This window comes from Bacillus sp. Hm123 (assembly GCF_051842975.2).
Taxonomy (GTDB): domain Bacteria; phylum Bacillota; class Bacilli; order Bacillales; family Domibacillaceae; genus Bacillus_CE.
The window spans coordinates 2,304,578-2,331,012 of sequence record NZ_CM200277.1; the positions used below are offsets into that span (position 1 = coordinate 2,304,578).

Sequence of the window (26,435 nt, forward strand, 5' to 3'; positions counted from 1 at the left end):
CCTCCCTCAGATCATATTTAAGTAATCATTGCGTTTTTCTTGTAAAACAACATAAGCATTCAACAAAGCCGCTGTTCCATCGATACGACGCCGCTGATTATTAGTTTTATTCGGCTGGATATTAAGATTTTTGTCCACATCAATCGCTGTATTAGATAAGCACCATTTATCGATAGGATTATTGTTATAGTTAACAATTTTTGCTTCTAAATCTGCACCTAACAACTTCATAGGACTAGAAAGTGTTTGTTTACCTTGAGCGACTGGGATCATAGCTTCTGCGCCAAAGTGTCCTTGCATTTCTTCCACCCAATAGTTTGCTGACCACCTATCATATCCAATCCACGGAATATAAATGCCGAACTCATCGCGTATTTCTAAAAACCATTGGGTAACATATTTATAATGAACCGAATTGCCAGGTGTGGTCCTTAATAACTCCATTTCGTGCCATCGATTATATGGAATGTTATCCTCATTGCTCCGCTTTTCAAGAAGATCTTCTGGCAGCCAATACATTTGTTTGATATATATCGTAGGATCATCAGAAACCATAAAAATAACCTTCGCTGCGGTTAAATCGGTTGTAGATGATAAGTCACAACCGCCAATTCCGTAAGAAGGTTTTAGTTTTTCGACGTCAAATGTATCCATGTTATTTAATTGTTCGAATGTTAACCAAGCTTCACTCGATGTTTCACGAATATTAAAGTCTTTGGTTAGTAAATTTTTAACCAACAGTGGGTTCGCTTTTGCTTTATTTACTTTCGTTGCTAGTTGGTCCGTTTTTTTAATAGTACCTAGACCGGGGTTCGCTTTTGGCCAACTTGATTCATCCGTCCACTCTTTACGATCATCCAATTCATAAATAATCGGCAAGAATCGATCATCTTTATAGCCATCGGGATCATCAAATCCATTGATGAGCATTTCTGCTTCATCATATTTCATGTCGTACACCGATTCACGAATGGTTCCGGCTGTCGTAATCATAAAAATCATCGGTTGTTCACGTGAAGAAGTTCCATCTACAATTACATCGTATAAGTTCTTGTCTTTCCATGCGTGTATCTCATCCATCATTGCACCGTGAACATTTAATCCATCGAGCGTTTCTGAATCAGATCCTAGTGGCTTGAATGTACTGTCATTGAAATCTGCATTTAATTCACGAACTAACGGTTTTATTCGCTTCAACAAAACAGGAGACTTCTTAACCATCCGCTTTGCATCTAGCCACACCAACTTAGCTTGATCAAGTTTAGTAGCAACAGCATACACTTCTGCACCTGGTTCTCCATCAGCCACTTGTAAATACAGGCCAATTCCAGATGCGATGGTCGATTTACCATTTTTACGAGCTACAATAAGCAGTACTTCTCTATATTTACGAGTACCGTCAATTTTATGCACAAAACCAAAAGATGCTGCAATGAAAGCTTTCTGCCACAACTCAAGATCAATTGGCTTTCCGCCCCATTTACCTTTACTGTGCTTACAAAAGTTTTCAATAAATTCAATAGCGTGATTAGCTCGTTTTGCATCATACTCATAAACTGACTCAGTATCATAAATATCATCAACGAGCTTTTTATAGATTTTTTTTACTTTATTACCGACTGTAACTTTTCCGCTTTCGATCTGCTCGTAATATTCAATAATCGGATTATAGGATAACGGATATCGCTTTCTCATCGATCATTCACGAATGCATCGAACCCATCGTCATCCTTAGTATTTAATGTTTGTTTAGGAAGCAAATCTGTCAGTTGTTTCATGATAGCCATGTGATTTTTAATCATCGTATTATAGATTTCAACCTCTGGGCTTTTCTTAGTTCCCCATTGATTTTCTCCATTTTGATAAATACTTACTGCCCCATTACGATTAATTTCTTTCTGCAGATCTTCAAGAGTCACAATCATAAAAGCCGCATTCTCAATGAGAGATGCAGCCGTCTTTTTCATTTTGGTATCTAATTTTGTGAACTGTCGCCTAAGTATCCGCTTTTGTTGCTCAACTCGCGCCAGTTTCTCTTCCTCTTCCTTAGTCCGATCGCTTTCTGCCATTTCCCCATTATTTATAACATTTTTATTCACATCCTCACCTCAATTCACCTGATACCACACCCCCCTAAGGAGCGACCTATGTGTTACACGAAGCCCCTCCTTCGGTCCCAAAAAATATTTTTTTATTTTTTCGAAAGGGGGGGATTGAAAATTTTAAAATTTATTTTCAGAATTTTTTTTAATGACCGGAATTCGTTCGCCTTCTTCACATTCATAATATTCGATGCAGAAATCATGTTTCCCGTCAGGCTCATCTTCCGCTCCAATGGTTTTCCAACCATAAGAAACAGCAGCCTTTTTATCTACTATTTCACCTTTATATTTGACCACTGGTGCGCTGTCCAAATCCTGTACCTCAATTACCAGCAATGGTTTCTGAGGTTGCTCATCCAACACAACAACGCCATTCAAATCAATTTTATTAGCAGACAAAACAATCCGATCTTCTGTTTGATGAATAGCTGTACCGTTTATTTTAGAAATAATTTCACTCATTCAGATTCACCTTCTTTGGATTCAAAGTCCTCATAACCACATGACTGACATTTGATTTCCTTGAATTCCACAACTCCACAACCACTAAAAAGCTTAGTACTACCTAGCTGCCCTCCACATTGCGGACAGAAAGACTTTTCGATCTCATCTAGTTCTTCAGCCAACGCCTTCGCATGTTTAGCAATTGCTTTAAGCTTCTGAGAAAACTTAGAACTATTTATATCAATAGTAATACCACCACTACTCTTCATTACTTATCACTCCTTTATCAAATCACCATTCTCATCAAACCTTAACCCTTCACGTGTAACAGCCGCTTCACCGAAGTGCTCGCGGTTATGACAGGTCTGACACAATAGCTCAAGGTTCTCATGGTTAAGCGTTACACTTGGATCGTTTATATTCTGCGCATCAATATAAACTTTGTGATGAACAATGAGACCTGGTTGCGGGCACCGTTCACACAGTCCGTGTTGAAATACAAAATAAGCATCGCGACATTTACGCCATGCTTTCGATTTATAAAACTTCTTTGCTTCTTCTGTATGTTGAAGCATCCCTTTCTCCTTTCTATTACTCTCTCATATATACATGAAACGTAATGCAAGAAAGAGCCCCTCCGCTAAATAAGGAACAGGCTCTCTGACTTTCTCTTCTCTATTTTCTTTTCTGCTCTCTCCACATAAGACTGAGCGGCTCCCTTCGTTATGTCTAACAGTTCCGCTGCTTGTTCAAAGGATAACCCCTCAACCCTTACTAACATGAATACATCCCTTTCACGTTTCGACAGTGTACAAAGAGCGTCTTCAATAATATCATTTTCAAGAGTACTTAATTCTTTAGCTGCTACTTTATATGTTTCCGCTACTGGAAGTTTATCTAACACTTTAGGATCTGTAAGGTACACACCCCATTTATCTATACCACGACGAGCATCTGGATTGTGTCCACTCTTAATCCATTCAATAGCATATTCTAAATCTGCAATCATACTATTGATTAAAGACTTATCCATTTCCTCTCGTTCAGTTAGTACTTTTTTATTCTTGAGCGGCCGTAACATCTTTCGTGCCGCTCGCAATGATTGGAGATACTGATATAACAAGACTCTCATGTTCATATTCGCCTAGATGCCCCCGATCTGTTATAATTTGAATATCTCACGTTTAATTTAATGTAGCGAAAGGTCGGGAGCTCTCTCGGCTTTTTTATTTTTCTTTTCGTAAAATCTGCGATAAATCTACTTCTCTTAAATCTCCACGCAATAATTGATTGGCATGTATCCTTAGAATTGGCAAACCACCTTTACCCGCATACTGACATGCTCGGATGAATTGCTCATATCGTTCGACCTTCTCTTTCTCCGCCTTATACAGACACCACCAACATTGTTCTGGATCAAGATGACATGTACATGCACCGCTCATTCAATTTGCTCCTCTTCTACAATCATAAATAAACGACTCCATCTTTCTTTTATTGAATTGATATAATTTTTGGTTATCCAGAACCGGCCTTTCGATCAATAGTGCATTTTTCTTAATAGATAGATAGCCATTACTATCAAGCTGTCTATCGTAATACTCATCATAATCAGCAACCATACTATCCGCTTCTTTAGGGCTTAAACTAGGCCAACACTCGCAAGCAACAGTTTCGATATAATTAACTAATTCAATAAAACCTTCAGGTGAAAACTCAAACAAGAATTCAAATTCTTCACTGCTTGCTTCATCTTTATCTAATTCAAAAATGACAGCTGATTTTCGGTTTTTAATGATTAGCTCTAAGCCATTTATAGATTTAAATGTTTTGGTATTCATATCGACGTCTCCTTTCTTGTGATGTCACATTTTCATCGGAATGCGTAACTAAAAAGCATTAATTAAAGCCTAATATATCTGGAGGGCTTTCAGGATATGCAGTAGCCTCACTGTACCAACCACAGCGACACATATAAATCCAAGCATTTATGTGTATCACCCCTTTATCCCTTACAAGCCTTCCTGTTTTTACTGAATAATACCTTCTGACAACTTCTTCAACATCAATAAGTAGTTGTTTGTTACCACATTTAGGACATTTGTTATATTCTTTCATTTGTTATACCTATTCACGAAATATAAGAATACCTCTTCAATTTCCTTTATAGACTCTTCTATCTCACCTTCTGCATTTGAAATATAAGCTAAAGCTTCAGTTTGAGGATGTTCACTATACATTTCGCCATTAGCAACCAGATAATCATAGGGTACATTATACCTGTCTAATTCAACCATAATATCTATATGGATGGAGTTGGCTTTTCTAATTGCTTTATCATATTGCCTTAGTTTTTGCTTTAAAGTATAAGGCATAGCTTTCATATTTATCATCCTTTCACTTATTGTGTAGTGCACATCTAATGTATGTTGTCATCGGACTGTGACATTAATCGTCTTCATCTGTTAGAAGGCTATCAATAATTTCACAAGCCATTTGACCACCTTCATTGTCCGTTTCTCCTAAGCATTCATCGTCAATGAAAGCCATGAAGCCTGTCGGATATAAGGTAACGCAATCTGTATGATAAAGTTTTTCGTTAACGATTATGACATCATCATTCCACTTTAATTTATCCTCGCAAGCCATGCATTTAGGCATTTTATTTTCTCCTTTTGAGTCGCTTTCTGCGTCTACTCCGTCACTTCTTAGTAGCTCTCCCAGCCGCGAATCCCCCAACTGACAACACGCATCCAGCTACGATCAGTACTAGTGATTCAATCGTTGTAATGATTGTCATCGTTCTCCCTCCAATGCTTGTTTAACGTCTTCGTACCACTGATTACCTTCGTATTTTGAGAATCCTACAATCTCTTGCAATACTTTTTTATACCGCTCGATTTCCTGATGCTGTTGGTTCACAACTTTATCGACATTTACTTTTTGCAAAAACTCTGTGCAGAAAGCGCCGCTATAACCTTCTAACATAACAACTGCATAATCATGGTTTGGATGAAGCTTGAACTCATTAGAATTACATGTCCATATCTTTCCGAAGTTCTCTGGAGATTCATGCTCCATGCAAGTATGCATAACGACTTGATCTCCTTTTCTTAATACTTGATCGTTCATTCTTTCTCCCACCTTTTAATTTCTTCTTCAAATTGATCCATTTTCTTAATGATTGCTTTGGTATCATTTATTCTCATGTGGTCTTCAGCAGGAACGCGTAATTCAAGGTGGTCTTTATGATTTTCTAGCCGACTTTTCAATTCAAACCACGCACTTTTATAGTTATCTATCATTCCATTCCCTCCTCAATAGCTTCCATAAGACACTGACAACAAGGGCAAAGCTTCATCGGTATGACCGCCAGATGCAGCTCGTACACCTGACAGTCGTTACAACGGTACTCAATCACATTGGATCAGCTCTGGGTTATCAAAACGATTGCCGATCACTTCGATAGTAACGTTTCCATCCAACGATAATGCTTTACCTAAAATGCTTCGATACGAATGGCCAAAGGGTGTTTTCTCCTCAAAAGTGAAACAACCTTTTTCAAAACGAACATCGCTAATACTTTCAGCAGAACCGCCACCAGCATAAGTGAACTGAACAACATCACCCTCATAAATCTCCACACCGTTACGATCTTTAAGGCCTGTGTATTGCATGACCTCTACAGCTCCTGATGGCATCGGGAAGGTTTTTCCCCTTAGAAACCACTTACCTTGGCTGAAACCGTAAACCTCGTACATTTTGCGATCTGCTTTATGCCATGAGCGAAACTTCCTCTCTCTACTCATTCCGCATCCTCCTTAACAAATCAATTCCAACTAATAGTGTGTTTTATTTGAATGGGGCTAATTATTTAAACTTAATGATCTTTTCACCGGTGTCCGTGCTGATGTCGCCTTCTGGATCCATGTACGTTTGGCCTTTCGATCCGGATTTGAGCTCACCAGCGATCACTTTTCCATCACCGTCATAGTCTACTAGCAACTGCGTTTCAACATCTTTTGCCGCTGCTAATGTGCATTTCCCCTGCACAGCTACATTAATTAATTCGCGTTTGTTATTTGATTTAACACCGATCGTTAAGGTTACCTTTCTTACTTTTGTGGGATCTGTGTTTGGGTCCATAATATTTTCAATCACTTTCTGCATTTCTTGATTAAAGCGTTCGGCCATTGCACCGTCCGCGAAACTGTTTAAACAAAATTCCACTGTTACCACCCTTTTCGTTTTATTAACTGCAATATTTTAAATAATCAAGGGCAACACCCCTTTCAGATCGAATCCTTTCACAATACAAATCAATGTCTGTGATCGGTATCGATTTACGCCCGCCATTTCTGGCTGCTGTCCAGTATGTTTTGAAAAAGTCGAGCGGCATGAAGTAGGTTTTATTTAGCTTGGCGAATTCTACAATGAAAAACGAAAGGCCGCCCTGATCTTGAAAGCTGTTTAAATATTTCACTTGGTGCTCATGAACGTTGTCTAAAGGAAAGCGAGTTGTTTCCCTTGTGCTCTTCGCATCAAAGGCAAGTGCTCGACCGTGGGTAATACCGTAGTAATCGACGGTGCTCTTTTTCTCGTAAGCGATTTGACCACGAATATTTTTAGTGGGAGTCGGCACTTCATCAACGACTGCCCATCCTTTTAATCTGTAAATCTGATTTGTAAGGTTAATAACGTTTTGTAACGCTTTTCCTCGGTTCGCGTGACTGATTTTCAACTATTACACCCCCTTCCAAGTGGTCCACTGAATGATGAGCGGTTACCAGTGTTTGAACATGCTGGAGAATAGACTTTGTGGATATCGAGAAAGCTTTCCCTCCCACCCACGCTGTGCAAGAACCTCTTGATACTCGTCAAATCCTCTGTCTTTGCTAACGACAGTCACTAAATTGACTTGCATTCGATCAAACCTAGCTGAAATCCGATCTAGCGTGTAACAATCCTCGCATAGCACCTCTTTTGATTTTTCCACCGTGCCTGTTTTGATCATCTGAGTGACCTCCTAGTAGCCGATCTCTTGGCGCACATGGTTAATAGCATTCTTTTCTTTGTAAGCAGAAACGATCTGTTCTCGAGTGAACCCAAGCGCTTCACCAAGGAATAAAAACCTATTCAATGTGAACTCATAAATCTCTAAGCATGGCTCATCATATTTCCAATTGTGATAAAGAACGGATATACCACCGTGTAGTTCTAAAAATCGCACAGTAATTGGCTTTCCTGCATCAATGTCATTTTCGAATAAAAATATTGGCTGGAAGTCTAGCTCATTTCCGATGTACAACAAGAAACTAAAGCAATCTGCATATTCTTCAAGAAGTGGGTTTTTAGGTCCGCTAGAACCACTACCTCCACAACTTTCGCAATCTATATATTCATGACCGCCAACACCTTCTGCATCTTCTTGTATCGTCTCGTAATTAGAATCACCGGTTCCTTGACAAGTTTCGCAATCCACAAATATTTCAACTCTTGGCCCTTGGTCATCACTCCAATGTTTAAATCCGCGCCATTCATTTGCCATTTCACCAACTTCTGTGTACAAAGCTAGTAGCATATTCAGAAACAAATCTTGTCCTTCTAGCCCTTTGGTTTCGATGATCTTCTCATCCAGTTCATGCTGCATCGTTTGCAGTTTTTTTAACTCTTCAACAAAATTCATTCCACACACTCCTTCATGCGACTTGTCACTTCCATGAACCATTGCTTCTGATTCAGAGATAAAGCAAGATGAGCAAGGTCCTTGAGTTCATCGCCATTTAAATTGTCATCAAGTTTTTGTAATTCATAGTTTTGAAATCTATGAGTAATCCATTGACTGTCTTTCAAGAAAGTGATTTTGCTAACAAATTCTAAACAAAAGACTACAAAACCGACTTCACCATTTGGGCCTTTAACCCAATCACCAACCGCTATATGATTAACACTCATTCAAAGTACTCCTTTCCCAACGAGCTTTTGATTTTTTCTAAAGTCTTGGGGCCGATACCAGGTGTATTTGATAGATTGCTAAATTTGTATTTAAAAAAGTTCGTAGCCTTGTTGATCCCGTGCTCTCTTCCTAAAGCAAAGCCTTCTTCAAATGCTTTCTGAAATGCTGGATTCTTAAAACGAAATTTATTTACTCGCATAGGAATTCACTCTCCTTTGCAGTTCACGTAATGCAGCGGCTCTATATTGGGTATAGCGGGCAAGATAGTAAAGTTGACCAAGTGTTAAATCATTCACGTTTAAGCCCTTCTCGGCTGCCTTTTATTCTCGCTTCTAACTCGGCTCGTTTCTTCTCGATCTCCGCTTCGTTTTTTAACTGCGCTTCCACTTGTTCTTCTTTGAACTCTGCATATTCTGCTTTTTGTTGTTGATCATTTTGTTTGTTCAACCAATCCGGCACTTTTTCTTCACGAATTGGAGAACGGCGGTTATAACCTCGCGATTGTTTACTTTGAGACCGTTGCTGTTTAAATGCCAGTTGATCCGCTTTAACTTGAGCAACAGTCGTAAGTTTCTTTTGCGCCCAACTTCTAAGAATAGTCTCTACGTAAGTCCAATTCGTTTTTCCGTTTTCCACTGCCAGCTGCATTGCGTATATAACCATTTCATCCGAGAGGTCCTCACACCAAGAAATAATCTTTTGAGTAATTAAACTTCCAGGAGTTCCGAATCCGTTGTTTTCCCAAAAATCAAATGGATTGTTCACTGGGTCATGAACAGCTGCATCTTCTTCAACTTCTTTTTTAATATCTGAAGTACTCTTTGAAGTACTCTTTGGTAACGTTCTGTTCAATTTGAACACTCGGACTGTTCGTTTTGAACAAGTGGACTGCTCATTTTGAACAGATGAACTGTTCAACCCCTCCACTTTTTCAAAATCAATTGAATACCATTTCGTTTTATCGCTTTTTCGCTTATTAAAATTGCCAGCGATTAGTAACCCTGCATCTTCTAAACTTTTAATAGAGCGGCGAATTGTACTAATGGACCAAAACGGAAAGTGCTCTTGCCATTGTTCGTACGTGTTATAAACCCATTTGCGATCATCGTGTTTATGTTCACTACTTTGCAACCAGTAGTGGATCTGCTGCAAGATGATCGATTCATTAAGACCGACCTTTGTTGCCAAAGATGGAATAATAACTAAGGGCCTTTCATCTAAAAGTAACTTGCTCATAATCTCACCCGCTTCGTTTTACTAATACCGCTTTCTTCCCGACTACTTTTTTTAACTCTAGTCCTGGGTGTACCAAGCGAAAATGACTTTTAATCCGTTCAATGTAGTCATCTTTGTTTCTTGAAAGGATGACAACCTCATGCGGAATGTCATAATAAAATTCTTGTATCATACCTCGCACTCTCCGATGTAGATGTGATATGATTGACTTAATAATTTTTCTTTTAAGAGACTTTTTGCTTCTTCACGGCATTTTGTTACGGTGGTAGCGTAAATTAATGCCGTGAAGATTGTTTTTTGATGATCATTAACAAACTCAACCTCATACAACATAACTACTTCTTTTTAACCCTCGCGTATAATCCAGCAAATAGAGGCCATCCAGTTTCTGAGTCCATCGTTTCCAAAGCTTGCTTGATTGTAATAGCTTCATATTCGTCGCCATTACGAACTTCAATTTGTACTGAGTCAGATAAAACTAAATCCAATGTTTCTCCATCACTTTCAATTGCAAGTGATACCTGTTGCTTGTCCGTTTCTACAACCAATGTTCCAGTAACAAAACCATTCAGACGATCTAGGGTTTCTTTCAGGTGCTCACCTAAGAATTTCAATTTTTTCACTCCTTTAAATAGAACGAGATTCTGAAACTGTCCGATATAACATCATCAAGAATTTGTTTTTCTTTTCAAACTCCTCATTTCGGCACATCGGAATGTTATAGTTAGCTTCAAGATCTGACATGAAACAAGCCAATTGCACATCCTTACTCCGACCAGCATTGTTCTGAATATCCTTCAGTCGGTTCGTAAACTCCAACATTTCTCCAACTGTTAATTGCACGTTTCTCACCACTCTTTCGATTTTTATACCTTGCTGTTGCATTTCGAACACAAACTCTCTTAATCTTCCAGAACGACTTTTACGCCGCTCGCTATGTTTCTGCAACTTCCTGTTCAGAGTCGGAGCACCAAATCCATAATCTTTCGCAATTTGGCTAACAGATAACAATGATTTATTTTGTAGAACAAGATCGTAATAGGTTGCTTTCGGCTTCAATTCAGAAACCCGCTGCTCAAGAACTAGATTTTGAGTTTGCAATTTCTCATTCTCTTCAACACTCTCAACCAATTGAATAAGGGCTTCTTTATAAGTGGATGGAAGTTTAAAATTTTTTTGTAATTCTGCCTTCATCCTTTTAAACTCTTGAATGAATTTTATCTTTGTTTGAACAGCTTCTTTCGTGTTGTATCCAAAAACAACTAATGTGAAAGCTTCTTCTGTAAGGTTGAATTTTGGATATTGTTTCCCTCGAACTTCGTATTCTGATAGCTCAAAATTGAGCTGTGAAAAATCCTTCCCTGCATACTCGATTTGAGTATTGATATCACGCAATACATTTTTATGTTCTTTTCCAAACATTTCAGCAACAGTTAAGCTATCCGTTACCACTTCATCGTTTTCGATAAAAACTAATTTTCTTAATTGATCAATTCCTGTTTGTTGAATTGCACCAACGTTACCTGCATAAGCTCCCATCCCTAGTTCACCCTTTCTGGATATAACGGTTTAACGTCATTAAGGTCACTCAAATCTAACCCTGTATTTCTGTGCATGAAATCTTCTAACTCCATTGTCGATACTTTCATGCGGCCGAGCTTTAAACCCATTAGCCGACCGCTCTTGATCAATTCATAAACTTTGTTTTTATTACATTTCAGGAGTTTTGCGACTTCTGAAACTTCAAGAAGTTGATTCAAAATACCGTCTCCTTTCAGTATTTTGGTATAATCCTCCTAGAAGGGAGGTGTAATTGATGAATAAATTAGGAAAAATAGTCGATGTCCTTAACGAGCTAAGAACATCAGCTTCATTGATTAACTCTGAATCCACTTTAAAAGCAACAATGCAGAAATACGATATGCTTTTTATGGGTGAAAAGTTTAATAAAATAACTTCTCTAGAATTGCGACACTGTCTCATTAAAGTATTTGAATATGAAATTCCAGAAGATGAATTTATGAATCTGGTACCGATCGCTTGTGAATCTCTTAGCATGAAAACTGAAGCTATGGGACTTGCTAATGATCCAAGCAAATTAGCAGCTTATTTCATTACTCTTTTTTAAGCAATCCATCATATTGGGTTTGTATAGGTCTTAAGCCTGTTAAAATCCTAGCTTCATTTATTGAGATTCTTCCTTGTTCAAGAAGAGACGATATTAATTTTCTTTTTTGTGTCTCGTGATCTATTTCTAATGATTCGCAGCTCTGATGGTTCTTTTCACGTACAATCAGATTGATCTTTTCATTAGTTTGAATGATAGACGTTCGACCAAAATGTGATTCTTTTTGACAACCAGATGAAGTTTGTCGCTTCTCTGGTTGTTTTTCTTGACCTGACATTCTGTTTCACCTCCCTCTATTAACTTTTCAAAGAACAACCACGATCAACTAAACTTAAAGTTAAGTTGATGACAAAAAATTAAGCTGGCACTCTGATAGAACCTAAATCTACATTATAGAGCTTAGCCAAAGCATAAATCACAAGCTCTTTTGGTTTTACTCTACCATTTTCCCAAGCTATAACTGTTTGACGAGAAACCCCTAATCGATCAGCTACATCTTGTTGTGTCATTCCAGCATTAATACGTAAAGCATCAAGTGAGAATTGAGTAATTTTTGTCACTGTTCTTCACCTCACTTTCTTGATGTTTGATTTCATAATATCAAACTTAAAGTTAAGTTACAATACTTAGAGTTAATTTTTTTTACAAAATGTTAAAAAACTATTCCAATTTCTAAACTAAAAGTTTATTATAAGTATAGATAAGGAGGTGAATTAAAATTTTGAAAAGTCAAAGAGAAATTTTTTCAGAGAATCTTCAAAGAGTTTTAAATGAACGAAAAGTTGATCAGAGAGTTTTAGCAGATCACTTACAAGTCACAGAAGCATCTGTTAGCCAATGGGTACAAGGAAAAAAATATCCTAGAATTGATAAAATACAACGTATGGCTGATTTTCTTAACGTTTCTAAATCTGAATTAATTGAAGAAATAACTTCTGTACCTGCAAATCTAAAGTTTTCTTCTCCTAAACTAGTGAAAATTCCAATCCTTGGTACAATCGCTTGTGGGGATCCTATATTAGCAGAAGAGAATTTCAAGGGATGGCGTCATGAATCGGAAGAGTTCGTTCCAATTGGTAATGTAGCTTATCTAGAATGCCAGGGTAATTCTATGGAGCCGACAATTCCAGATGGTTCTCTAGTACTGATCAGGGAACAACCTGATGTAGAAAACGGTGAAATAGCGGCTGTTTTAGTTAATGGTGACACTGAAGCGACTTTAAAAAGAGTCAAAAAGCAAGATGGTATGGTCATACTTATGCCAGATAACCCGAGCCATCAACCATATATAATAACGGAATCAAATCCAGCTAGAATTATCGGTAAAGCAATGAAATTCACACAAGACTTATAATCGCTATTCAAGAAAACTTTTAAATTACTAACGTTAGCAATTTACCCAAAGAGGAGCGGCTCATTCGCTGCTCTTTCTTCATAAAAATGAAAGAAAGGTTGGATAAGTAATGAGAGGTGGAGTAAGAAAGCGCTACGGTTCCTGGTATTATTACTTTGATCTTGGGCTTGTAGATGGTAAAAGGAAAAAAATTGAGCGGAAAGCGGTTGGAGCAACAACGAAACCTGAAGCGGAACGCATCTTAAGAAAAGCAATAGCTGAATACGAAAATACAGGTTCTATTTTTGAAGCATCCGAAACAACGGTCCATGATTACATGAAGTTTTGGCTTGAAGAGTATGTCATGTTGAATTTAAAACATAATACGCAAGAAAATTACAGAGGTGTGATTAAAAATCATATTAATCCAGTACTCGGTAAGTTCAAATTAAAATCATTGAAACCAGACGTTTTACAAAAATTCTTTAATGACAAAAAACGGGATGGATTGTCACGGAAAACATTAACTGTCTTTTATACAGTTTTAAATACAGCTATAAAACAAGCTGTGTACCCGTACAAACTGATTAATGAAAATCCCATGCAATATGTCAAGTTACCTAAAGAAGAGCGTAAAAAGACCACCGAGAGCGATTTAAAGATACTCCCGATGGCGAACATTAAAAAAATCATTGAGTTCTTGGATGAATCTAATACATTTTATATCCCCTTCCACATCGGTCTACACACCGGTATGCGGGTTAGTGAAGTCTGTGGATTAACATGGGATCGTGTTAATCTATCAGCTCAAACAATAACAGTTGATCGTATTTTGGTCAATAAAGATAAAGAATGGATTTTCGGTACACCTAAAACCGCTTCTTCTTATCGCACGATCAACATTGGCGGTACCCTTGTAAACATTCTTGAAAAACATAAGAACCGCCAAAAAACGAATCGTATTAAATATGGCGAGCATTACATTTTAAACGATTTTGTTTGCACCAAAGAATCTGGAGAAAATGTCACTCCAGCTAGTTGCAAGTGGAGCGGCCGAAAGATTCGTAAAGAATTAAATATCGACTTTAACTTTCACTCGTTGCGACACACTCACGCAACTATGCTACTTGAACAAGGTGCAGAAATAATAGATATCCAAAAGCGACTCGGACATAGCCGCTCCGCAATAACGCTAGATACGTACTCGCATCTAACCGATAAAATGCGTAACAAAACAGTAGATATATTCGAAAACCTAATGAGTGATATGAAATGAGCGCCGCCACCAAAATACAAAGTCGGTGGGGCGAGGGTGGGGGAAAGTCATTTTGAGATACTATACAAAATGACAAACCCTTGACATATCTACTTATTCGTATCGTCTATTTTTAACACAGCCATAAACGCTTCCTGAGGGACTTCAACAGATCCAACTTGCTTCATCCGTTTCTTTCCTTCTTTCTGTTTCTCAAGCAACTTACGCTTACGAGAAATATCTCCACCGTAACATTTCGCCAATACATTTTTACCCATTGACTTGATCGTTGAACGGGCCACAATCTTTTGACCAATTGCCGCTTGAACAGGTACTTCAAACTGCTGTCTTGGAATTAATTCTTTTAATTTCTCTACAATCACTTTTCCACGCTCATAAGCGAAGTCACGATGTACGATAAAGCTCAACGCATCGACTTTTTCGCTATTTAATAAAATGTCCATTTTCACAAGCTTCGATGGCTTGTAGCCAATAAGTTCATAATCAAATGAAGCGTATCCTTTTGTATTAGACTTCAATTGATCAAAGAAATCATAGACAATTTCTGACAACGGAATTTCATAAATAACATTGACGCGAATATCGTCCATGTATTGCATATCGATGAAGATTCCTCGTTTTCCTTGCGCTAGCTCCATCACTGCTCCAACATAATCATTCGGCACCATAATAGACGCTTTAACATAAGGCTCTTCTACAGTATCGATTTTTTGTGGATCTGGCATATTCGACGGGTTATCAACATCTACTTCTTCACCATTTGTCATTTTCACTTTATAAATAACACTTGGTGCTGTCGTAATTAAATCAATTTTAAACTCACGCTCGATCCGTTCTTGAATGATTTCCATATGAAGCAAGCCTAAGAAACCACAACGGAAACCGAATCCTAAAGCTTGAGACGTTTCCGGCTCAAATTGTAGGGCAGAATCGTTTAACTCAAGCTTTTCAAGCGCTTCTCTTAAATCGTTAAATTTGGATGAGTCGATTGGATACAACCCACAGTATACCATCGGGTTCAGTTTTCGATATCCAGGTAACGCTTCAGCGGCAGATTTTCCAGCTGAAGTGATCGTGTCCCCAACACTTGTATCGCCGACATTTTTAATCGCTGCGGTTAAAAAGCCAACGTCTCCAACTGTTAGTTCATCACGAGGGGTTGTTTTCGGTGTAAACACTCCAACCTCTGTGACATCAAATTCTTTTCCAGTTGACATCATTTTAATGCGATCGCCTACTTTGACCGTTCCATCGACGATACGAATGTAAGCGACGACTCCACGATACGCATCAAACACCGAGTCAAAAATAAGCGCTTTTAATGGCGCAGATGGATCACCTTGTGGAGCTGGTACTTTCTCCACAACTTGCTCTAAAATTTCTTCAATCCCGATACCTGCTTTCGCAGAAGCAAGCACCGCCTCAGAAGCATCAAGGCCAATAACGTCCTCAACTTCTTGACGCACTCGCTCGGGCTCCGCTGCTGGCAAATCAATTTTGTTAATAACCGGAAGTATTTCCAAGTCATTATCTAAAGCAAGATACACATTCGCTAACGTTTGCGCTTCAATTCCTTGAGCGGCATCAACAACTAAAATCGCCCCTTCACAAGCAGCTAAACTTCGGGATACTTCATACGTAAAGTCGACGTGTCCCGGTGTATCGATTAAATGAAAAATATACTCTTCTCCATCTTTCGCCTTATATGTTAATTGAACAGCATTTAATTTAATCGTAATGCCACGCTCTCTCTCTAAATCCATCGAGTCAAGCAATTGGCTCTTCATCTCACGAGCAGTCAACGCCTGAGTTTTCTCTAAAATTCGGTCTGCTAACGTCGACTTCCCATGATCAATATGAGCAATAATCGAGAAATTTCGAATACGCTCCTGTCTATTTAATCTCTCTTCATGATTCATACTTTCACCTTCTCCTGTTAATCGGCACAATTACACTAGCATTGATTATATCAGCCCAAAAAGCAAATGACAACGAAAAGCGGAGCCGACTGTCCAGACACGACAAGCAAATGACAGAATGACGGAATGGCGTTCCTCAGCCATGTAGTCAGGCTGGCATTTGACTCGAGTGTCTAGGAGGCGGAGCTGGACACAACGAAAAGCAGAAGGCGCTGGTCAGCGACGTATGGACTGGAGCGATCCGATCGAGATAAAGGAAACACGATGAACGTTAGTGAATCGATGTTGACTTATCGCAAGGAGGAGCATTGATAATAAAATAAATGCCCATAATAAAAACAGATACATAATAGAGGAGGGTTTCCTATGATTTATATTTATAATGATTATGGCGGGACACATACTACAGCTTTGGCTGCCGCATATCATTTAAAACAATTACCTCAATCAGAAAGAACACTAACTTCGGAAGAAATATTAAATGTGAAATATTTCAATCAACTAACGAAAGAGGATTTTGGGAAACTCATTTTTCACGGAAACGATGAAGATGGCAACTCAGTGTATACAATCGGACGAAAAAGGAATAAACTCGTTGTCCCAGCATTAAAAGAATTGACTTTATTACTACAAAATAAATTTTATTTTAATGAAAAAATAGTTTTCTCCAATACATCGCCAACCGTTCCAATTGTTATGTCATTTGGAGGTTTTTTCTCGAGGGGGTTGAAAATTGACTTTATAGGTGTACCGTTATTAGTAAAAGGTGCAAAGCAATGCTGTGATAATATTTATCGGTTAGTTGAAAACACGAAACAAGTTGGTAAAACTCCTTTCAATGACAACGTGATTATTTTAGAAAATGAAATGTATAAATAATACAACAAAATAATTTGGCCAAAAAAAGATTTCCACAAAGGAAATCTCTTTTAAAATCTTATAATCAAAGCTTCCCTCAAGATGACCAAGACTAAAGATACTTTTGACTTTTTTATTCAACTTTCTTATCACTTAATACTTTTATCCGTCAAATATTGTCGTGGTCACCACGGTCACCGTTTCAGCAATGGATTGACCGACGGCGGAAAATAGATTAATCGCTCCTTCTTCTTCTAGCCTCGCTTGTTTTTCCGCTAAATCTTGTTGCGTGACATCTCGTTCAATCCAAGTTTGTGGGCGATCGACATGAATGGAAACTTCTCGCTCATAGCCAGACTCTTTTACCCCTTTGTTTTGAAAGATGCCTATCAACATTCCTAAAAAAAATACGGACATGACTAAATAAATTTTTAGCAAAAAAGCTTTCATTGTTCTTCCTTTCTAATCGGTAGAGCCTTTCGCTTGAACCGCTTCGGCTTGCCAATAATAATCCGCAAACACATCGGCAAAAGCATTCGCTGTCCGATTTAATTCTTCATAAGTATTGTCCACGCCACCAAATTCTACAAGCAGAGCATTGTTAGACAAATCTTGATTAAACTTTCCGTTTGTCTTTTTCCCTCGTTTTAAAATAACCCCTCTTGAGAGCCCTTTATATTTTTTTTCGAGAAGATGATGCAATTGAGTGGCGAGCTTCACGTTGCTTTCATAATTAGCATGTTCTCCTCCAACAACAAACGCCAACTTGGCATAGCTTTCTTCGTTAATCGTTGTGGTCGTCACCTGTTTCCGTTGCGAGTCGCGGTGAATATCAATAAAATATTGCAAATCTCGATTATTCGCTTGAGCAGACGCGACAATTTCACGCGCTTGTTGATAAGCTTGACCATAACCTCTTCCTGACTGTTCAAGCTTAGCGATGACATCTGTTTTATCAATTGCCGCTCCAATCCCTTTATGTTCAAGAGCCACTTTAACCATTTCCCCCACTTTCGTCACATTCAGCGAAGAATGCTGCGCTGAATCTGGAGAGGAAACCCCTTGAAGCAAAGGTAAGTAGGATTCTCTCGTATGAGTGAAATACATAAACACACGTTCTTTTCCATTCGTCGTCATCGTCGGTGGTGAACTTTGCGGATCTTTCTTAATCTCTTTCGGATTCTCTGCCACCGGTGCATCGTTACTCTGTTGTAGTGCGCCCGCTGGCGGCTCCGATTCAATCGGCATATTTGTGTAATTCGTTCCTTCTCCAGCTACCAAGATTTGTCCATCATAAATAGAAAACCCCGGCAACTCTCTACCTAAAAAGCTCCTTGGATCTTGGAAGCGAACATTGGTCGCGTACCTAAAAGCTAGTTCACTTAATAAAGGCGGCTTCACATTTTCAGGTGCATACGTCATGAACATTCGATTCTCTAACGTATACAAATAATAAAGAGCTTCACCTTTTACATGCTCGGTTGCTTCATTGACGGAATGAGAAGAAATTCGATAATTATAAGCTAGCGAAGTCAATAACCCGACAACGGCAAAAAGCGAAAGGAGAGAGATCGTTAACAGCATCATACCCTTTATGATCGTTGACAAATTGATAGATAAAATATAGTTCGACTGCGTCCCCTTCATTGCTCCACCCTTTCTACTAAAGTCTTGTACTATACGTATGACGATAGAGAAAGAAGCAGAACTAATAGTTTACTTCGTGAAAAAGCCAGTGTTTTGCTGATCGATTGCTGGATGAAGAGCGGCATTTAAGCTATTCGCCAACAAATTAGCGGTATCCGTCATAAATAAATCAACCTCTTTCGGTGTGACCATTAAATTATGACCTAACGGCGCTAGCACTTCATGAATCAACTGCCGCTTCTCATCCTCTTGCAACACACCGATCATTCCGAGAAAAGAACGTCGTTTTTCTTCATTCGGAAGATGTTCATCCGTTAACTTCTCCTTCTGCCCAAACGCAAAGCCCATCGGAGCAAGAGCACTAGATGGCCGTTCTCCCTCTGTCATTCCTTTTCCTAAATGCTTTAAAATATAGTCAATCGTATCACTCGTAATCGATACCGCATCTACAACTGTCGGCACTCCAATTGCGATCACTGGAATTCCTAACGTGTTTTCACTAATTTCTTTTCTTTTATTACCTACACCTGCCCCAGGATGGATGCCACTATCTGATACTTGTACGGTGGCATTGACGCGTTCAATAGAGCGGGAAGCAAGCGCATCAATCACAATAAGAAAATCCGGCTTGGACCGCTCCACGACCCCAAAGACGATATCGCTCGTTTCAATGCCCGTCATCCCCATTACACCAGGTACGAGGGCACTAACTGGCCGATAACCTTCCTCCACATGCTCAGGCTGCAACTCAAAGAGATGCCTCGTCACCATCACCGAGCCACAAACGAGCGGACCGAGAGCATCCGGGGTCACATCCCCGTTACCAAGTCCAACAACTAAACAACTTGCTCCTTCTTCAATTCCTTTCTTTTTTAAAAAAGCGGATAACTCCGCGGCTAACACTTTTTCTACTTCATGCTGATGAGTCGTATCATGACTTCGAATCCCTTGCGATTCTACCGTTAAATAAATGCCCGCTTTTTTCCCTGTTACCTCCTCCCCTTCTTCATCGATCGTCACATTGCTCACTTTAATGCCGTCCACTTGACGTTCTTCTGACACAACACCTCGCACTTCCTCTATTCCACCTTGGCGCTCTTTCGCCATCACCCTTGCTTCAACAGCTAAATCTGTTCGAACTTGATACACGTCTAAATTAATCGATTTCTCTTCCATTCAAGGCATCTCCCTTCAATTTCACGTTATTTTTCATTCTACCCGACTGTGTAAAAGTTCATTCCTTTACACAAAATCCGAATGTAAGTATTGCAATCTAGCTTCTCGTTTGATAGAATAACTTTTGTTCTTTAATTGTGAAAATCGAGCAATAAATAGAATCTCGATCGTTTTAGGAGGTGACAGGAATGCCAAATATTAAATCTGCCATCAAACGCGTAAAAACTACTGAAAAACGTACTGAGCAAAACTCTCAAGTAAAATCAGCTATGCGTACAGCTGTAAAGAAATTCGAAGTAGCTGTTGCTAACAACGAAGACAACGCAAAAGTACTTTTAACTGAAGCAGTAAGCCGCCTTGATAAAGCAGCTGCAAAAGGATTAATCCACAAAAACACTGCTAACCGTACAAAAGGCCGTCTTATGAAAAAGCTAAACGCTTAATAGTAAAAAATCCTTCAAGTCATCTTGAAGGATTTTTCTCGTTATGGCGTCTTTTTCATTATTCCTTGTAATTGAAATAAAAACATTTCAATAATCATTGTTTTAGCCATCCCGCTTGATTTCATTTGTAAATCACTATCCGCAAGCATCTGGATAATCTGAGCGAGCTGTTCATCAGTAAAGTTGCGCGCTTGTCCAGCTGCCAATTTAACTCGGAATGGATGCACTTTCAAAATTCCTGCTATTTGCTGCTGACCATAACCTTTTCTTGACAGCTCTTTCGTCTGATAAATAAGTCGAAACTGTGAAGCAATCAATGAAAGGATTTTAATCGGCTCCTCATTTAGCTTTAGCAAATCATAATAAATACGAAACGCCTCTTCAATTTTTCCTGTGACAATCCGATCGACTAATGAAAAAATGTCTTGCTCCAGCGAGCGGGCCGTCAGCTTGTTCACCATCTCTTTCGTAATCCGCTGTTCTCCCTGGGCATAAAGGGAAAGCTTATCCAACTCCGACGTCAGCATCATTAAATTCGTTCCAGCAAGTGCTAGTAAATGCTCAAGAGCTTCTTCATCCATTTCCACATGATGACCTTTCGCCCGATTTTTAAGCCAGCCTTTCAACTCTTTTTCTCCGAGCTTTTTCGCTTCTAATACAGTCGCTTCTTTTTTCAATAATTTTGTTAGCTTTTTACGCTCATCTAGCTTTTCATACGGAGCGATTAACACGAGAACTGTATACGGAGCCGGGTCTTTTATGTACTGCTCAAACTTCTGTAAATGATGCTCAACCTTTTCCTTCGTTCGCTCCGCCGTCAAAAACGTTGGATGATTTAAAAATACGACTTTCCTTTCACCCATAAACGGAAAGGTTTCCGCTTCCTCTAAAGCCGTCTCTACAGGCGTTTCCTCTAAATCATATAAAGCGAAGTTGAAATCCATCTCCTCTTCTGTCAACGCGTTAGCAATCAGCTTTTGCTTCGTTTCATTGATTAGAAAATCTTCTTTTCCATATAATAAATAAATAGAAGCAAACTGTTTTTGTTCGATCTCTTTCCAAATTGGTATCAAGGGCTTTTCTCTCCATTTTCATTTGATACTATTCATGTTAAAAAAGCCTGATCGATTTGACAAGGGGAAACTGATTAAGAAGCCTCCCCTTGTAGATCTATATGAACGCCAACAATGATGTCCCGGAAACAGCCTTGCTGACGGTGACCACTTCTTACTTGTATTTTCACCGTATTTGTGGATTTTATCGTAGTTAACTCTTGTCAGAGAAGGAAATTGTCAAGAGAAGTCTAGATTTTTCGAAAATGATCGTCTATACTATAAGGAAATAGGAGGGGTAGTTGTGAACGAATTTGAAAAAAATGTTCAGTCAAAACGTAACGATGCAGTGGACTCGGGTGTTGGATTTGTCGTTTCTTTCGGTTTCTTCGCTACAATGTTTATTATTGCAACAGCTATCAAAATGATCGGGTAATTTTGCGTTAGAAGCTCGCCATTAGCGAGCTTCTTTCTTTTATTTTACGGAACACAGGTAGAAAATGTGCCTTGGGTGCCACGAAAAGTATAAGTAATTTCTCCATGAAGATCCGTTCTCCATATTTTCACTTGATACTTATGAAGTCGCTCAACGACATCTCGATGTGGATGTCCATAACGGTTTTTCCTACCTGCAGAAATGATGCCATATTCAGGCGTCGTTTCCGCAATAAACGGTTCAGATGTTGACGTTTTACTTCCGTGATGCCCGATCTTAACAAAATCAACATCGATATCGAAACGATCCACTAGCTTCTTTTCAGCATTCTCTTCAGCATCCCCTGTAAACAACCACTTTTTCCCGCCAATTTGGGCATATAAGACAAGTGAATCATCATTCCCTTCATACTGCTCATCCTCTGGTGATAAAAATTGAAAAATGGACTCGCCTGCTTGCCAACTTTCTTGAAATGTGCCATAACGAACAGGCACACGAAACTGCTTCGCCTGTTCAATCGTCTGTTGCATCACCGGCTTCACCTCCGAACCCGGACTAATGATCACTTCTTTCATTTTCATGTGAGGAAACAGCTCGGTAGCAGCACCAATATGATCATAATCACTATGGGTTAAAATCAGCTTATCAATGCGAGTAATTCCCCTACTTTTAAAATAAGGCAGCAACACATCCTCACCAATTTTAAAATCCTTTCTTTGCTTCTGCCATTCCTCTTTATGAAAAGGAAGCAGCCCTCCTGTATCAATCAAATAATTCCCTTGATTAAACGGTAATTGAATGAACGTCGCATCTCCTTGCCCAATATCGATAAACGTCACTTCCCCTTTTGGCGAATACGTTTGTACGAAAATTTGAGTACCGATCATAAAGGCTAACAGGAGAAATACCGGTGGAAGCCTTTTCGATTTTTCCCAGTATAAAAAAGCAAGAAGACACACACAACAGGAAAATACGAGCAAAAGTGCAGACGGCCGACCTGTAACAATTACTGCAAACGGCCATGTACTAGCCGTCATCGCTACTCCATCAACCTGACTCAACAACGCACCTAATGGCGATAACAGCGACAATACAGGTGGAAAAAGAAAGCTAACCACATAAATGATAAGCAACCCTGGTAACAAGAGAAAAGAATAAAACGGTACAAAAAATAAATTCGCCACAAACGAATAAAGTGAAACTTCAAAGAAATGATACATCATCACCGGTAAGCCAGCGATTTGCGAGATCGTCGTAACGGCAAACATTTTTCCAAGAAAAGAGGTTGGATAGGATAAAATCGACTGAGAGGAAAGAATCAATGAAAAGCTAACGAGGTACGATAGCTGAAACCCAACTTGATAAAGTAAATAAGGATCATACATGAGGACGAGCAAAAAGCTGAGGCTTAGTGCATCTAGAGGCGTAAACTTCCGTTGAAATTTCATTGACATCAAAATAAGAATCGTCATTAAACAAGCACGAACGACGGGAGGAGAACCACCTGCAAGCAAGGTATAGACAGGTAGAAATATCAGTAAAATAAGCTGTGATCGCTCTTTTGTCACCCCTATTCGAATGAGCAAATAATACAAAAAAGCCGTCATTAACCCAACATGAAGCCCCGAAATTGCTAATAAATGAATAATCCCAAGCCGCTGATAGGCGGTTGTGACTTCCTCTTCGGCCAATGTCCGATCACCGAACAACAAAGCAGCCGCAGTCGGTTGTAGACTTTCTGGAAACGTTTCTTTTATACGGTCAATTCCTTTTGCGCGCCATAAAAGAATTTGTTGGTTAACAGCAAGCTTTGACTGATAACAAGAGGATAATGAAAAACGCTTTACTTTCAATTGCCAATATATATGTTGATGAGTTAAAAATTTGCGATAATCAAATCCATGGCGGTTGCGCGCTTCTGCCGGCAGCTCTAGCGTACCCGCTATGTTGCACATCGTCCCCGGCAACAGCTGCTTCAACTTATCAGCTTCTTCCTTTGAGGAAAGCTTATAGCTTAAACGAAGCTTTTCACCTGCAGAAGATCGAACGGTTGCTTTTAAGCGATCCCCGTCTATCACCATATCTTCAGTAAACGATACTCGAAATGCCTCTTCATCGCCTGTATAGATAGAATGATGTTGCTTTTCATGAAACTGACCGACAAAAAAGGCAAGAACGACCGTAGCGAGCATCAGTTGTTTCATCCGCCCTATGAATCGTATCCATAAATAAAATGCTAATAATGTAAAAAATAGTCGGACACTTCCTAAAGCGGGAAGTGCCCATATCATTCCTACGAAAGAAAACAAAGCGACATAAATAAATTGTCCGCGCATAATGCCTCCTTTATTTATTTTGGCAAATGCTTCACTTCAATCCCTTTCAAAAAGTGTTGATTCCATTTATTTGGATAGGCATGACGATAAATAATACGTTGAATGCCTGCTTGTGCTAACGTCTTCGCGCAATTTTCACAAGGTTCATGAGTAACGTATGCGGCCGCTCCTTTTAATCGGTCACGGTCAGCATGAAGAACCGCATTTAACTCCGCATGTAAACAACGAATACATCTCTTTTCATCCGATAACAAACAGCCTTCTTCATCACAATGCTCATGCCCATGAATCGATCCGTTATATCCCGTAGCTACAATATGCTTGTCCTTAACGATAACACAACCCACATGCAGTCGGTTACATGTCGAACGTGTGGATACAACGTCCGCAATATCTAAAAAATATTCATCCCAGCTTTTTCTACTCATTCTCACTTCACTCTTTCTACAACTTTTTTCTCTAGTTTAGCGAGAAAAAAAGGAGCTCGTCAATCAATTTTAATTGACAGTAATTAACGGCTGAAGCTTTTCAAAGGTTTTGTCCCCGATACCTGACACATTTTTCAAATCTTCCGCTTGAGCAAATGCCCCTGTCGTTTCTCGATAATCAATAATGGCCTGCGCTTTCGCCTCCCCGATTCCCGGAAGCTCTTGCAGCTCGGCTGACGTAGCTGTATTGATATTGACCGTACCGCCTTGTTCGTCCCCACCAGAATTAGCTGTCTGCCCACTTATTGCTCCCCCATTAACCGCTGGCGCAGTAGCAGGTGGTTCTTCCCCTACTTTTGGAATGTAGATCACCATTTCATCCTGAAGCTTTTGTGCTAAATTAACCGTCGTGCGATCGGCTTCCTTTTGAAATCCTCCGGCCTTTGCTACCGCATCATTGATTCGTTCCTCGCTAGATAAAGAATAAATCCCTGGAGTCTTAACCGCCCCTTTAATATCTATCGTTACCGTTTGCGGCTGCTCAGGTGCTTTCACTTCCACCGGCGCAGCAGTCACTTTCTCCTGTGACGGCAATGCCGTCTCCTCGATAGCAAACGGCTCAGACGGAGGCTCCTCTTCCTCAGATAACTGATACAGTCCAAACGCACAAATTCCAGCAGCAATTAAGACGTGTGTTTTATATTTTTGAAGCCAAGCTTTTATATCCACTCTTTCCACCTCGTTTGCATAAACTTTTTTTCGTCACATACATTGTAAAAGTCGTATTTCTATCAAGGGGGGAAATCAATGAAAACAGGAGTCATCGGAACAGGTAATATGGGAGAAATCTTAATTCATGCGCTGATCGACTCGAACGCCATCGCAGCGACTGATGTATTCATCATTAATCGCACGGTGGAAAAGACAAAGCGCATCCAAGCAAAGCACCCTCAAATCACTATTTGTGATTCTATTGCGGATGTCATTCAAACTTGTGATCGTGTATTTATTTGCGTAAAGCCTCACGATATTTTCCCGATGCTGAATGAAGTCAAGCATCTATTTCGCCCATCACAATGTGCGATCTCGATCACAAGTCCTGTCAGCACTGCTCAATTGGAATCCATTCTTCCTTGTTCATGTATGCGAATGATTCCGAGCATTACGAATAAAGTGCTTTCAGGAGCGGTGTTATATACATTCGGTGAAAGCTGTCAAGATGACTGGAAAGTTGAAATGAAGGCGACTATGAAATGTATCAGTAGTGAAGCGGTGGAAATTGAAGAGTCCATCACGCGAGCCGCTTCCGATCTCGTCAGCTGTGGACCCGCTTTTTTCAGTTTTTTAACTCGGAAGTTTATTGAAGGAGCAGAAACGACAGGAATGAAGGCAGAGACAGCGGAGACATTAGCGGAATGCATGTTAATTGGGCTAGGTGAGCTGTTTAAACAAGAAGAATATACATTGGCAGAGCTAGAAGAAAAAGTATGTGTCAAAGGCGGTGTTACTGGAAAAGGGATTGAAGTATTAGAAGCAGAAGTTGGAGAGATGTTCCCGAAGCTATTCCAAGCGACCCATAAGAAGTTTGCAGAAGACAAGCAAGAAACAAGTGCACAATTTGGAATCACTTAACTTATTCGTTACGCATACAAAAAAACCTTTTTA

General features: G+C 39.4%; 42 protein-coding genes. 7 read left to right on the top strand and 35 right to left on the bottom strand.

Annotation, left to right across the window (positions count from 1 at the left end; genetic code table 11):
* Nucleotides 1-6: 6 nt before the first annotated feature.
* The 25 genes from ACSVDJ_RS11975 to ACSVDJ_RS12095 form a co-directional block, all read right to left on the bottom strand.
* Nucleotides 7-1,695, bottom strand: a complete 1,689-nt coding sequence (locus ACSVDJ_RS11975; protein WP_439168954.1) for a terminase large subunit — start codon at nt 1,693-1,695, stop codon at nt 7-9.
* A complete protein-coding gene (locus ACSVDJ_RS11980) occupies nt 1,692-2,099 on the bottom strand; it encodes a hypothetical protein (RefSeq protein WP_439168955.1) in 408 nt (135 codons plus the stop codon). Before ACSVDJ_RS11980 ends, ACSVDJ_RS11975 begins: the two co-directional genes overlap by 4 nt.
* Nucleotides 2,100-2,222: 123 nt before the next feature.
* Nucleotides 2,223-2,564 carry a hypothetical protein gene (locus ACSVDJ_RS11985; RefSeq protein ID WP_439168956.1) on the bottom strand — a complete coding sequence of 114 codons (342 nt, stop codon included), beginning with the start codon at nt 2,562-2,564 and terminating at the stop codon, nt 2,223-2,225.
* Entirely contained in the window at nt 2,561-2,815 is a 255-nt protein-coding gene (locus tag ACSVDJ_RS11990; RefSeq protein ID WP_439168957.1) for a hypothetical protein, read from the bottom strand. The genes ACSVDJ_RS11985 and ACSVDJ_RS11990 overlap by 4 nt, the downstream gene beginning before the upstream one ends.
* A gap of 6 nt (nt 2,816-2,821) precedes the next feature.
* Nucleotides 2,822-3,121 (bottom strand): HNH endonuclease, encoded by a 300-nt coding sequence (locus ACSVDJ_RS11995; RefSeq protein WP_439168958.1) that lies wholly within the window; start codon nt 3,119-3,121, stop codon nt 2,822-2,824.
* A 65-nt stretch (nt 3,122-3,186) separates the two neighbouring features.
* Nucleotides 3,187-3,678 carry a sigma-70 family RNA polymerase sigma factor gene (locus ACSVDJ_RS12000; protein ID WP_439168959.1) on the bottom strand — a complete coding sequence of 164 codons (492 nt, stop codon included), beginning with the start codon at nt 3,676-3,678 and terminating at the stop codon, nt 3,187-3,189.
* Between the two features lie 94 nt (nt 3,679-3,772).
* On the bottom strand, nt 3,773-3,991 hold the full coding sequence (locus ACSVDJ_RS12005; protein ID WP_439168961.1) for a hypothetical protein: 219 nt from the start codon (nt 3,989-3,991) through the stop codon (nt 3,773-3,775).
* Nucleotides 3,992-4,387 carry a hypothetical protein gene (locus ACSVDJ_RS12010; RefSeq protein ID WP_439168962.1) on the bottom strand — a complete coding sequence of 132 codons (396 nt, stop codon included), beginning with the start codon at nt 4,385-4,387 and terminating at the stop codon, nt 3,992-3,994. It abuts the gene before it with no gap.
* A 58-nt stretch (nt 4,388-4,445) separates the two neighbouring features.
* Nucleotides 4,446-4,664, bottom strand: a complete 219-nt coding sequence (locus ACSVDJ_RS12015) for a hypothetical protein (RefSeq protein WP_439168963.1) — start codon at nt 4,662-4,664, stop codon at nt 4,446-4,448.
* Nucleotides 4,661-4,930: a hypothetical protein gene (locus tag ACSVDJ_RS12020; protein ID WP_439168964.1), complete on the bottom strand. Its 270-nt coding sequence runs from the start codon at nt 4,928-4,930 to the stop codon at nt 4,661-4,663. The genes ACSVDJ_RS12015 and ACSVDJ_RS12020 overlap by 4 nt, the downstream gene beginning before the upstream one ends.
* Before the next feature lie 64 nt (nt 4,931-4,994).
* Nucleotides 4,995-5,207 (bottom strand): hypothetical protein, encoded by a 213-nt coding sequence (locus tag ACSVDJ_RS12025; protein WP_439168965.1) that lies wholly within the window; start codon nt 5,205-5,207, stop codon nt 4,995-4,997.
* Between the two features lie 135 nt (nt 5,208-5,342).
* Nucleotides 5,343-5,678, bottom strand: coding sequence for a hypothetical protein (locus ACSVDJ_RS12030; RefSeq protein WP_439168966.1), 336 nt, complete (start codon nt 5,676-5,678; stop codon nt 5,343-5,345).
* Nucleotides 5,675-5,851: a hypothetical protein gene (locus ACSVDJ_RS12035; protein WP_439168967.1), complete on the bottom strand. Its 177-nt coding sequence runs from the start codon at nt 5,849-5,851 to the stop codon at nt 5,675-5,677. Before ACSVDJ_RS12035 ends, ACSVDJ_RS12030 begins: the two co-directional genes overlap by 4 nt.
* A 108-nt stretch (nt 5,852-5,959) precedes the next feature.
* Nucleotides 5,960-6,355: a YopX family phage-derived protein gene (locus tag ACSVDJ_RS12040; RefSeq protein ID WP_439168968.1), complete on the bottom strand. Its 396-nt coding sequence runs from the start codon at nt 6,353-6,355 to the stop codon at nt 5,960-5,962.
* Nucleotides 6,356-6,416: 61 nt separating this feature from the next.
* Entirely contained in the window at nt 6,417-6,776 is a 360-nt protein-coding gene (locus tag ACSVDJ_RS12045; RefSeq protein WP_439168969.1) for a replication terminator protein, read from the bottom strand.
* A gap of 22 nt (nt 6,777-6,798) precedes the next feature.
* Nucleotides 6,799-7,287: a Holliday junction resolvase RecU gene (locus tag ACSVDJ_RS12050; RefSeq protein WP_439168971.1), complete on the bottom strand. Its 489-nt coding sequence runs from the start codon at nt 7,285-7,287 to the stop codon at nt 6,799-6,801.
* Between the two features lie 42 nt (nt 7,288-7,329).
* Complete coding sequence (locus tag ACSVDJ_RS12055; protein WP_439168972.1) at nt 7,330-7,560, bottom strand: hypothetical protein; 231 nt, start codon at nt 7,558-7,560, stop codon at nt 7,330-7,332.
* 12 nt (nt 7,561-7,572) lie between these two features.
* A complete protein-coding gene (locus ACSVDJ_RS12060) occupies nt 7,573-8,232 on the bottom strand; it encodes a dUTP diphosphatase (protein ID WP_439168973.1) in 660 nt (219 codons plus the stop codon).
* Nucleotides 8,229-8,501, bottom strand: coding sequence for a hypothetical protein (locus ACSVDJ_RS12065; protein ID WP_439168975.1), 273 nt, complete (start codon nt 8,499-8,501; stop codon nt 8,229-8,231). The genes ACSVDJ_RS12060 and ACSVDJ_RS12065 overlap by 4 nt, the downstream gene beginning before the upstream one ends.
* Nucleotides 8,498-8,701, bottom strand: coding sequence for a hypothetical protein (locus ACSVDJ_RS12070; protein ID WP_439168976.1), 204 nt, complete (start codon nt 8,699-8,701; stop codon nt 8,498-8,500). The genes ACSVDJ_RS12065 and ACSVDJ_RS12070 overlap by 4 nt, the downstream gene beginning before the upstream one ends.
* 89 nt (nt 8,702-8,790) lie before the next feature.
* Nucleotides 8,791-9,738: a DnaD domain-containing protein gene (locus ACSVDJ_RS12075; protein WP_439168978.1), complete on the bottom strand. Its 948-nt coding sequence runs from the start codon at nt 9,736-9,738 to the stop codon at nt 8,791-8,793.
* A gap of 4 nt (nt 9,739-9,742) precedes the next feature.
* A complete protein-coding gene (locus ACSVDJ_RS12080; RefSeq protein WP_439168979.1) occupies nt 9,743-9,910 on the bottom strand; it encodes a hypothetical protein in 168 nt (55 codons plus the stop codon).
* A 163-nt stretch (nt 9,911-10,073) separates the two neighbouring features.
* Nucleotides 10,074-10,352, bottom strand: a complete 279-nt coding sequence (locus ACSVDJ_RS12085; RefSeq protein WP_518618928.1) for a hypothetical protein — start codon at nt 10,350-10,352, stop codon at nt 10,074-10,076.
* Between the two features lie 13 nt (nt 10,353-10,365).
* A complete protein-coding gene (locus ACSVDJ_RS12090) occupies nt 10,366-11,277 on the bottom strand; it encodes a Rha family transcriptional regulator (RefSeq protein ID WP_439168981.1) in 912 nt (303 codons plus the stop codon).
* Nucleotides 11,278-11,279: 2 nt separating this feature from the next.
* Nucleotides 11,280-11,498: a helix-turn-helix domain-containing protein gene (locus ACSVDJ_RS12095; protein WP_439168982.1), complete on the bottom strand. Its 219-nt coding sequence runs from the start codon at nt 11,496-11,498 to the stop codon at nt 11,280-11,282.
* A gap of 56 nt (nt 11,499-11,554) precedes the next feature.
* Here ACSVDJ_RS12095 and ACSVDJ_RS12100 point away from each other — a divergent pair, with 56 nt between their 5' ends.
* Nucleotides 11,555-11,866, top strand: a complete 312-nt coding sequence (locus tag ACSVDJ_RS12100; protein ID WP_439168983.1) for a hypothetical protein — start codon at nt 11,555-11,557, stop codon at nt 11,864-11,866.
* On the opposite strand, the gene ACSVDJ_RS12105 is transcribed toward ACSVDJ_RS12100, so the two are convergent.
* Both ACSVDJ_RS12105 and ACSVDJ_RS12110 read right to left on the bottom strand, forming a co-directional pair.
* Nucleotides 11,853-12,143, bottom strand: coding sequence for a hypothetical protein (locus ACSVDJ_RS12105; RefSeq protein ID WP_439168984.1), 291 nt, complete (start codon nt 12,141-12,143; stop codon nt 11,853-11,855). The genes ACSVDJ_RS12100 and ACSVDJ_RS12105 overlap by 14 nt on opposite strands.
* A 79-nt stretch (nt 12,144-12,222) precedes the next feature.
* Nucleotides 12,223-12,426, bottom strand: coding sequence for a helix-turn-helix transcriptional regulator (locus ACSVDJ_RS12110; RefSeq protein ID WP_439168985.1), 204 nt, complete (start codon nt 12,424-12,426; stop codon nt 12,223-12,225).
* A 161-nt stretch (nt 12,427-12,587) separates the two neighbouring features.
* Here ACSVDJ_RS12110 and ACSVDJ_RS12115 point away from each other — a divergent pair, with 161 nt between their 5' ends.
* Both ACSVDJ_RS12115 and ACSVDJ_RS12120 read left to right on the top strand, forming a co-directional pair.
* Nucleotides 12,588-13,220, top strand: coding sequence for a LexA family protein (locus tag ACSVDJ_RS12115; RefSeq protein ID WP_439168986.1), 633 nt, complete (start codon nt 12,588-12,590; stop codon nt 13,218-13,220).
* Between the two features lie 109 nt (nt 13,221-13,329).
* The gene (locus ACSVDJ_RS12120; RefSeq protein WP_439168987.1) at nt 13,330-14,475 is read left to right on the top strand and encodes a tyrosine-type recombinase/integrase; all 1,146 of its coding nucleotides are present in this window, start codon (nt 13,330-13,332) and stop codon (nt 14,473-14,475) included.
* An 89-nt stretch (nt 14,476-14,564) separates the two neighbouring features.
* Here the strand turns inward: ACSVDJ_RS12120 and lepA are convergent, their stop codons facing one another.
* Nucleotides 14,565-16,394 carry a translation elongation factor 4 gene (gene lepA, locus ACSVDJ_RS12125; RefSeq protein WP_439168988.1) on the bottom strand — a complete coding sequence of 610 codons (1,830 nt, stop codon included), beginning with the start codon at nt 16,392-16,394 and terminating at the stop codon, nt 14,565-14,567.
* A 366-nt stretch (nt 16,395-16,760) separates the two neighbouring features.
* Between lepA and ACSVDJ_RS12130 the strand changes: the two genes are divergently transcribed.
* Nucleotides 16,761-17,273, top strand: coding sequence for a DUF3189 family protein (locus ACSVDJ_RS12130; protein ID WP_439168989.1), 513 nt, complete (start codon nt 16,761-16,763; stop codon nt 17,271-17,273).
* 141 nt (nt 17,274-17,414) lie between these two features.
* On the opposite strand, the gene ACSVDJ_RS12135 is transcribed toward ACSVDJ_RS12130, so the two are convergent.
* The 3 genes from ACSVDJ_RS12135 to gpr form a co-directional block, all read right to left on the bottom strand.
* Nucleotides 17,415-17,702, bottom strand: coding sequence for a DUF3679 domain-containing protein (locus tag ACSVDJ_RS12135; RefSeq protein WP_439168991.1), 288 nt, complete (start codon nt 17,700-17,702; stop codon nt 17,415-17,417).
* Between the two features lie 12 nt (nt 17,703-17,714).
* Entirely contained in the window at nt 17,715-18,899 is a 1,185-nt protein-coding gene (locus ACSVDJ_RS12140) for a stage II sporulation protein P (RefSeq protein ID WP_439168992.1), read from the bottom strand.
* 69 nt (nt 18,900-18,968) lie between these two features.
* Nucleotides 18,969-20,075: a GPR endopeptidase gene (gene gpr, locus ACSVDJ_RS12145; protein WP_439168993.1), complete on the bottom strand. Its 1,107-nt coding sequence runs from the start codon at nt 20,073-20,075 to the stop codon at nt 18,969-18,971.
* Between the two features lie 188 nt (nt 20,076-20,263).
* On the opposite strand from gpr, the gene rpsT reads away from it, so the two are divergent.
* Nucleotides 20,264-20,518 (top strand): 30S ribosomal protein S20, encoded by a 255-nt coding sequence (rpsT, locus tag ACSVDJ_RS12150; protein ID WP_094834018.1) that lies wholly within the window; start codon nt 20,264-20,266, stop codon nt 20,516-20,518.
* A 41-nt stretch (nt 20,519-20,559) separates the two neighbouring features.
* Here rpsT and holA read toward each other — a convergent pair whose 3' ends face one another.
* Complete coding sequence (gene holA, locus ACSVDJ_RS12155) at nt 20,560-21,591, bottom strand: DNA polymerase III subunit delta (protein ID WP_439168995.1); 1,032 nt, start codon at nt 21,589-21,591, stop codon at nt 20,560-20,562.
* Nucleotides 21,592-21,874: 283 nt separating this feature from the next.
* Here holA and ACSVDJ_RS12160 point away from each other — a divergent pair, with 283 nt between their 5' ends.
* Complete coding sequence (locus ACSVDJ_RS12160) at nt 21,875-22,006, top strand: YqzM family protein (protein WP_439168996.1); 132 nt, start codon at nt 21,875-21,877, stop codon at nt 22,004-22,006.
* Between the two features lie 44 nt (nt 22,007-22,050).
* Here the strand turns inward: ACSVDJ_RS12160 and ACSVDJ_RS12165 are convergent, their stop codons facing one another.
* The 3 genes from ACSVDJ_RS12165 to ACSVDJ_RS12175 all read right to left on the bottom strand — a co-directional run bounded on the left by ACSVDJ_RS12165 (nt 22,051) and on the right by ACSVDJ_RS12175 (nt 25,499).
* Entirely contained in the window at nt 22,051-24,342 is a 2,292-nt protein-coding gene (locus ACSVDJ_RS12165; protein WP_439168997.1) for a DNA internalization-related competence protein ComEC/Rec2, read from the bottom strand.
* Nucleotides 24,343-24,356: 14 nt separating this feature from the next.
* Complete coding sequence (locus tag ACSVDJ_RS12170; RefSeq protein WP_439168998.1) at nt 24,357-24,770, bottom strand: deoxycytidylate deaminase; 414 nt, start codon at nt 24,768-24,770, stop codon at nt 24,357-24,359.
* Between the two features lie 69 nt (nt 24,771-24,839).
* Nucleotides 24,840-25,499: a helix-hairpin-helix domain-containing protein gene (locus ACSVDJ_RS12175; RefSeq protein WP_439169000.1), complete on the bottom strand. Its 660-nt coding sequence runs from the start codon at nt 25,497-25,499 to the stop codon at nt 24,840-24,842.
* Nucleotides 25,500-25,577: 78 nt separating this feature from the next.
* Between ACSVDJ_RS12175 and comER the strand changes: the two genes are divergently transcribed.
* Nucleotides 25,578-26,402 (top strand): late competence protein ComER, encoded by an 825-nt coding sequence (gene comER, locus ACSVDJ_RS12180; protein WP_439169001.1) that lies wholly within the window; start codon nt 25,578-25,580, stop codon nt 26,400-26,402.
* Nucleotides 26,403-26,435: the final 33 nt, after the last annotated feature.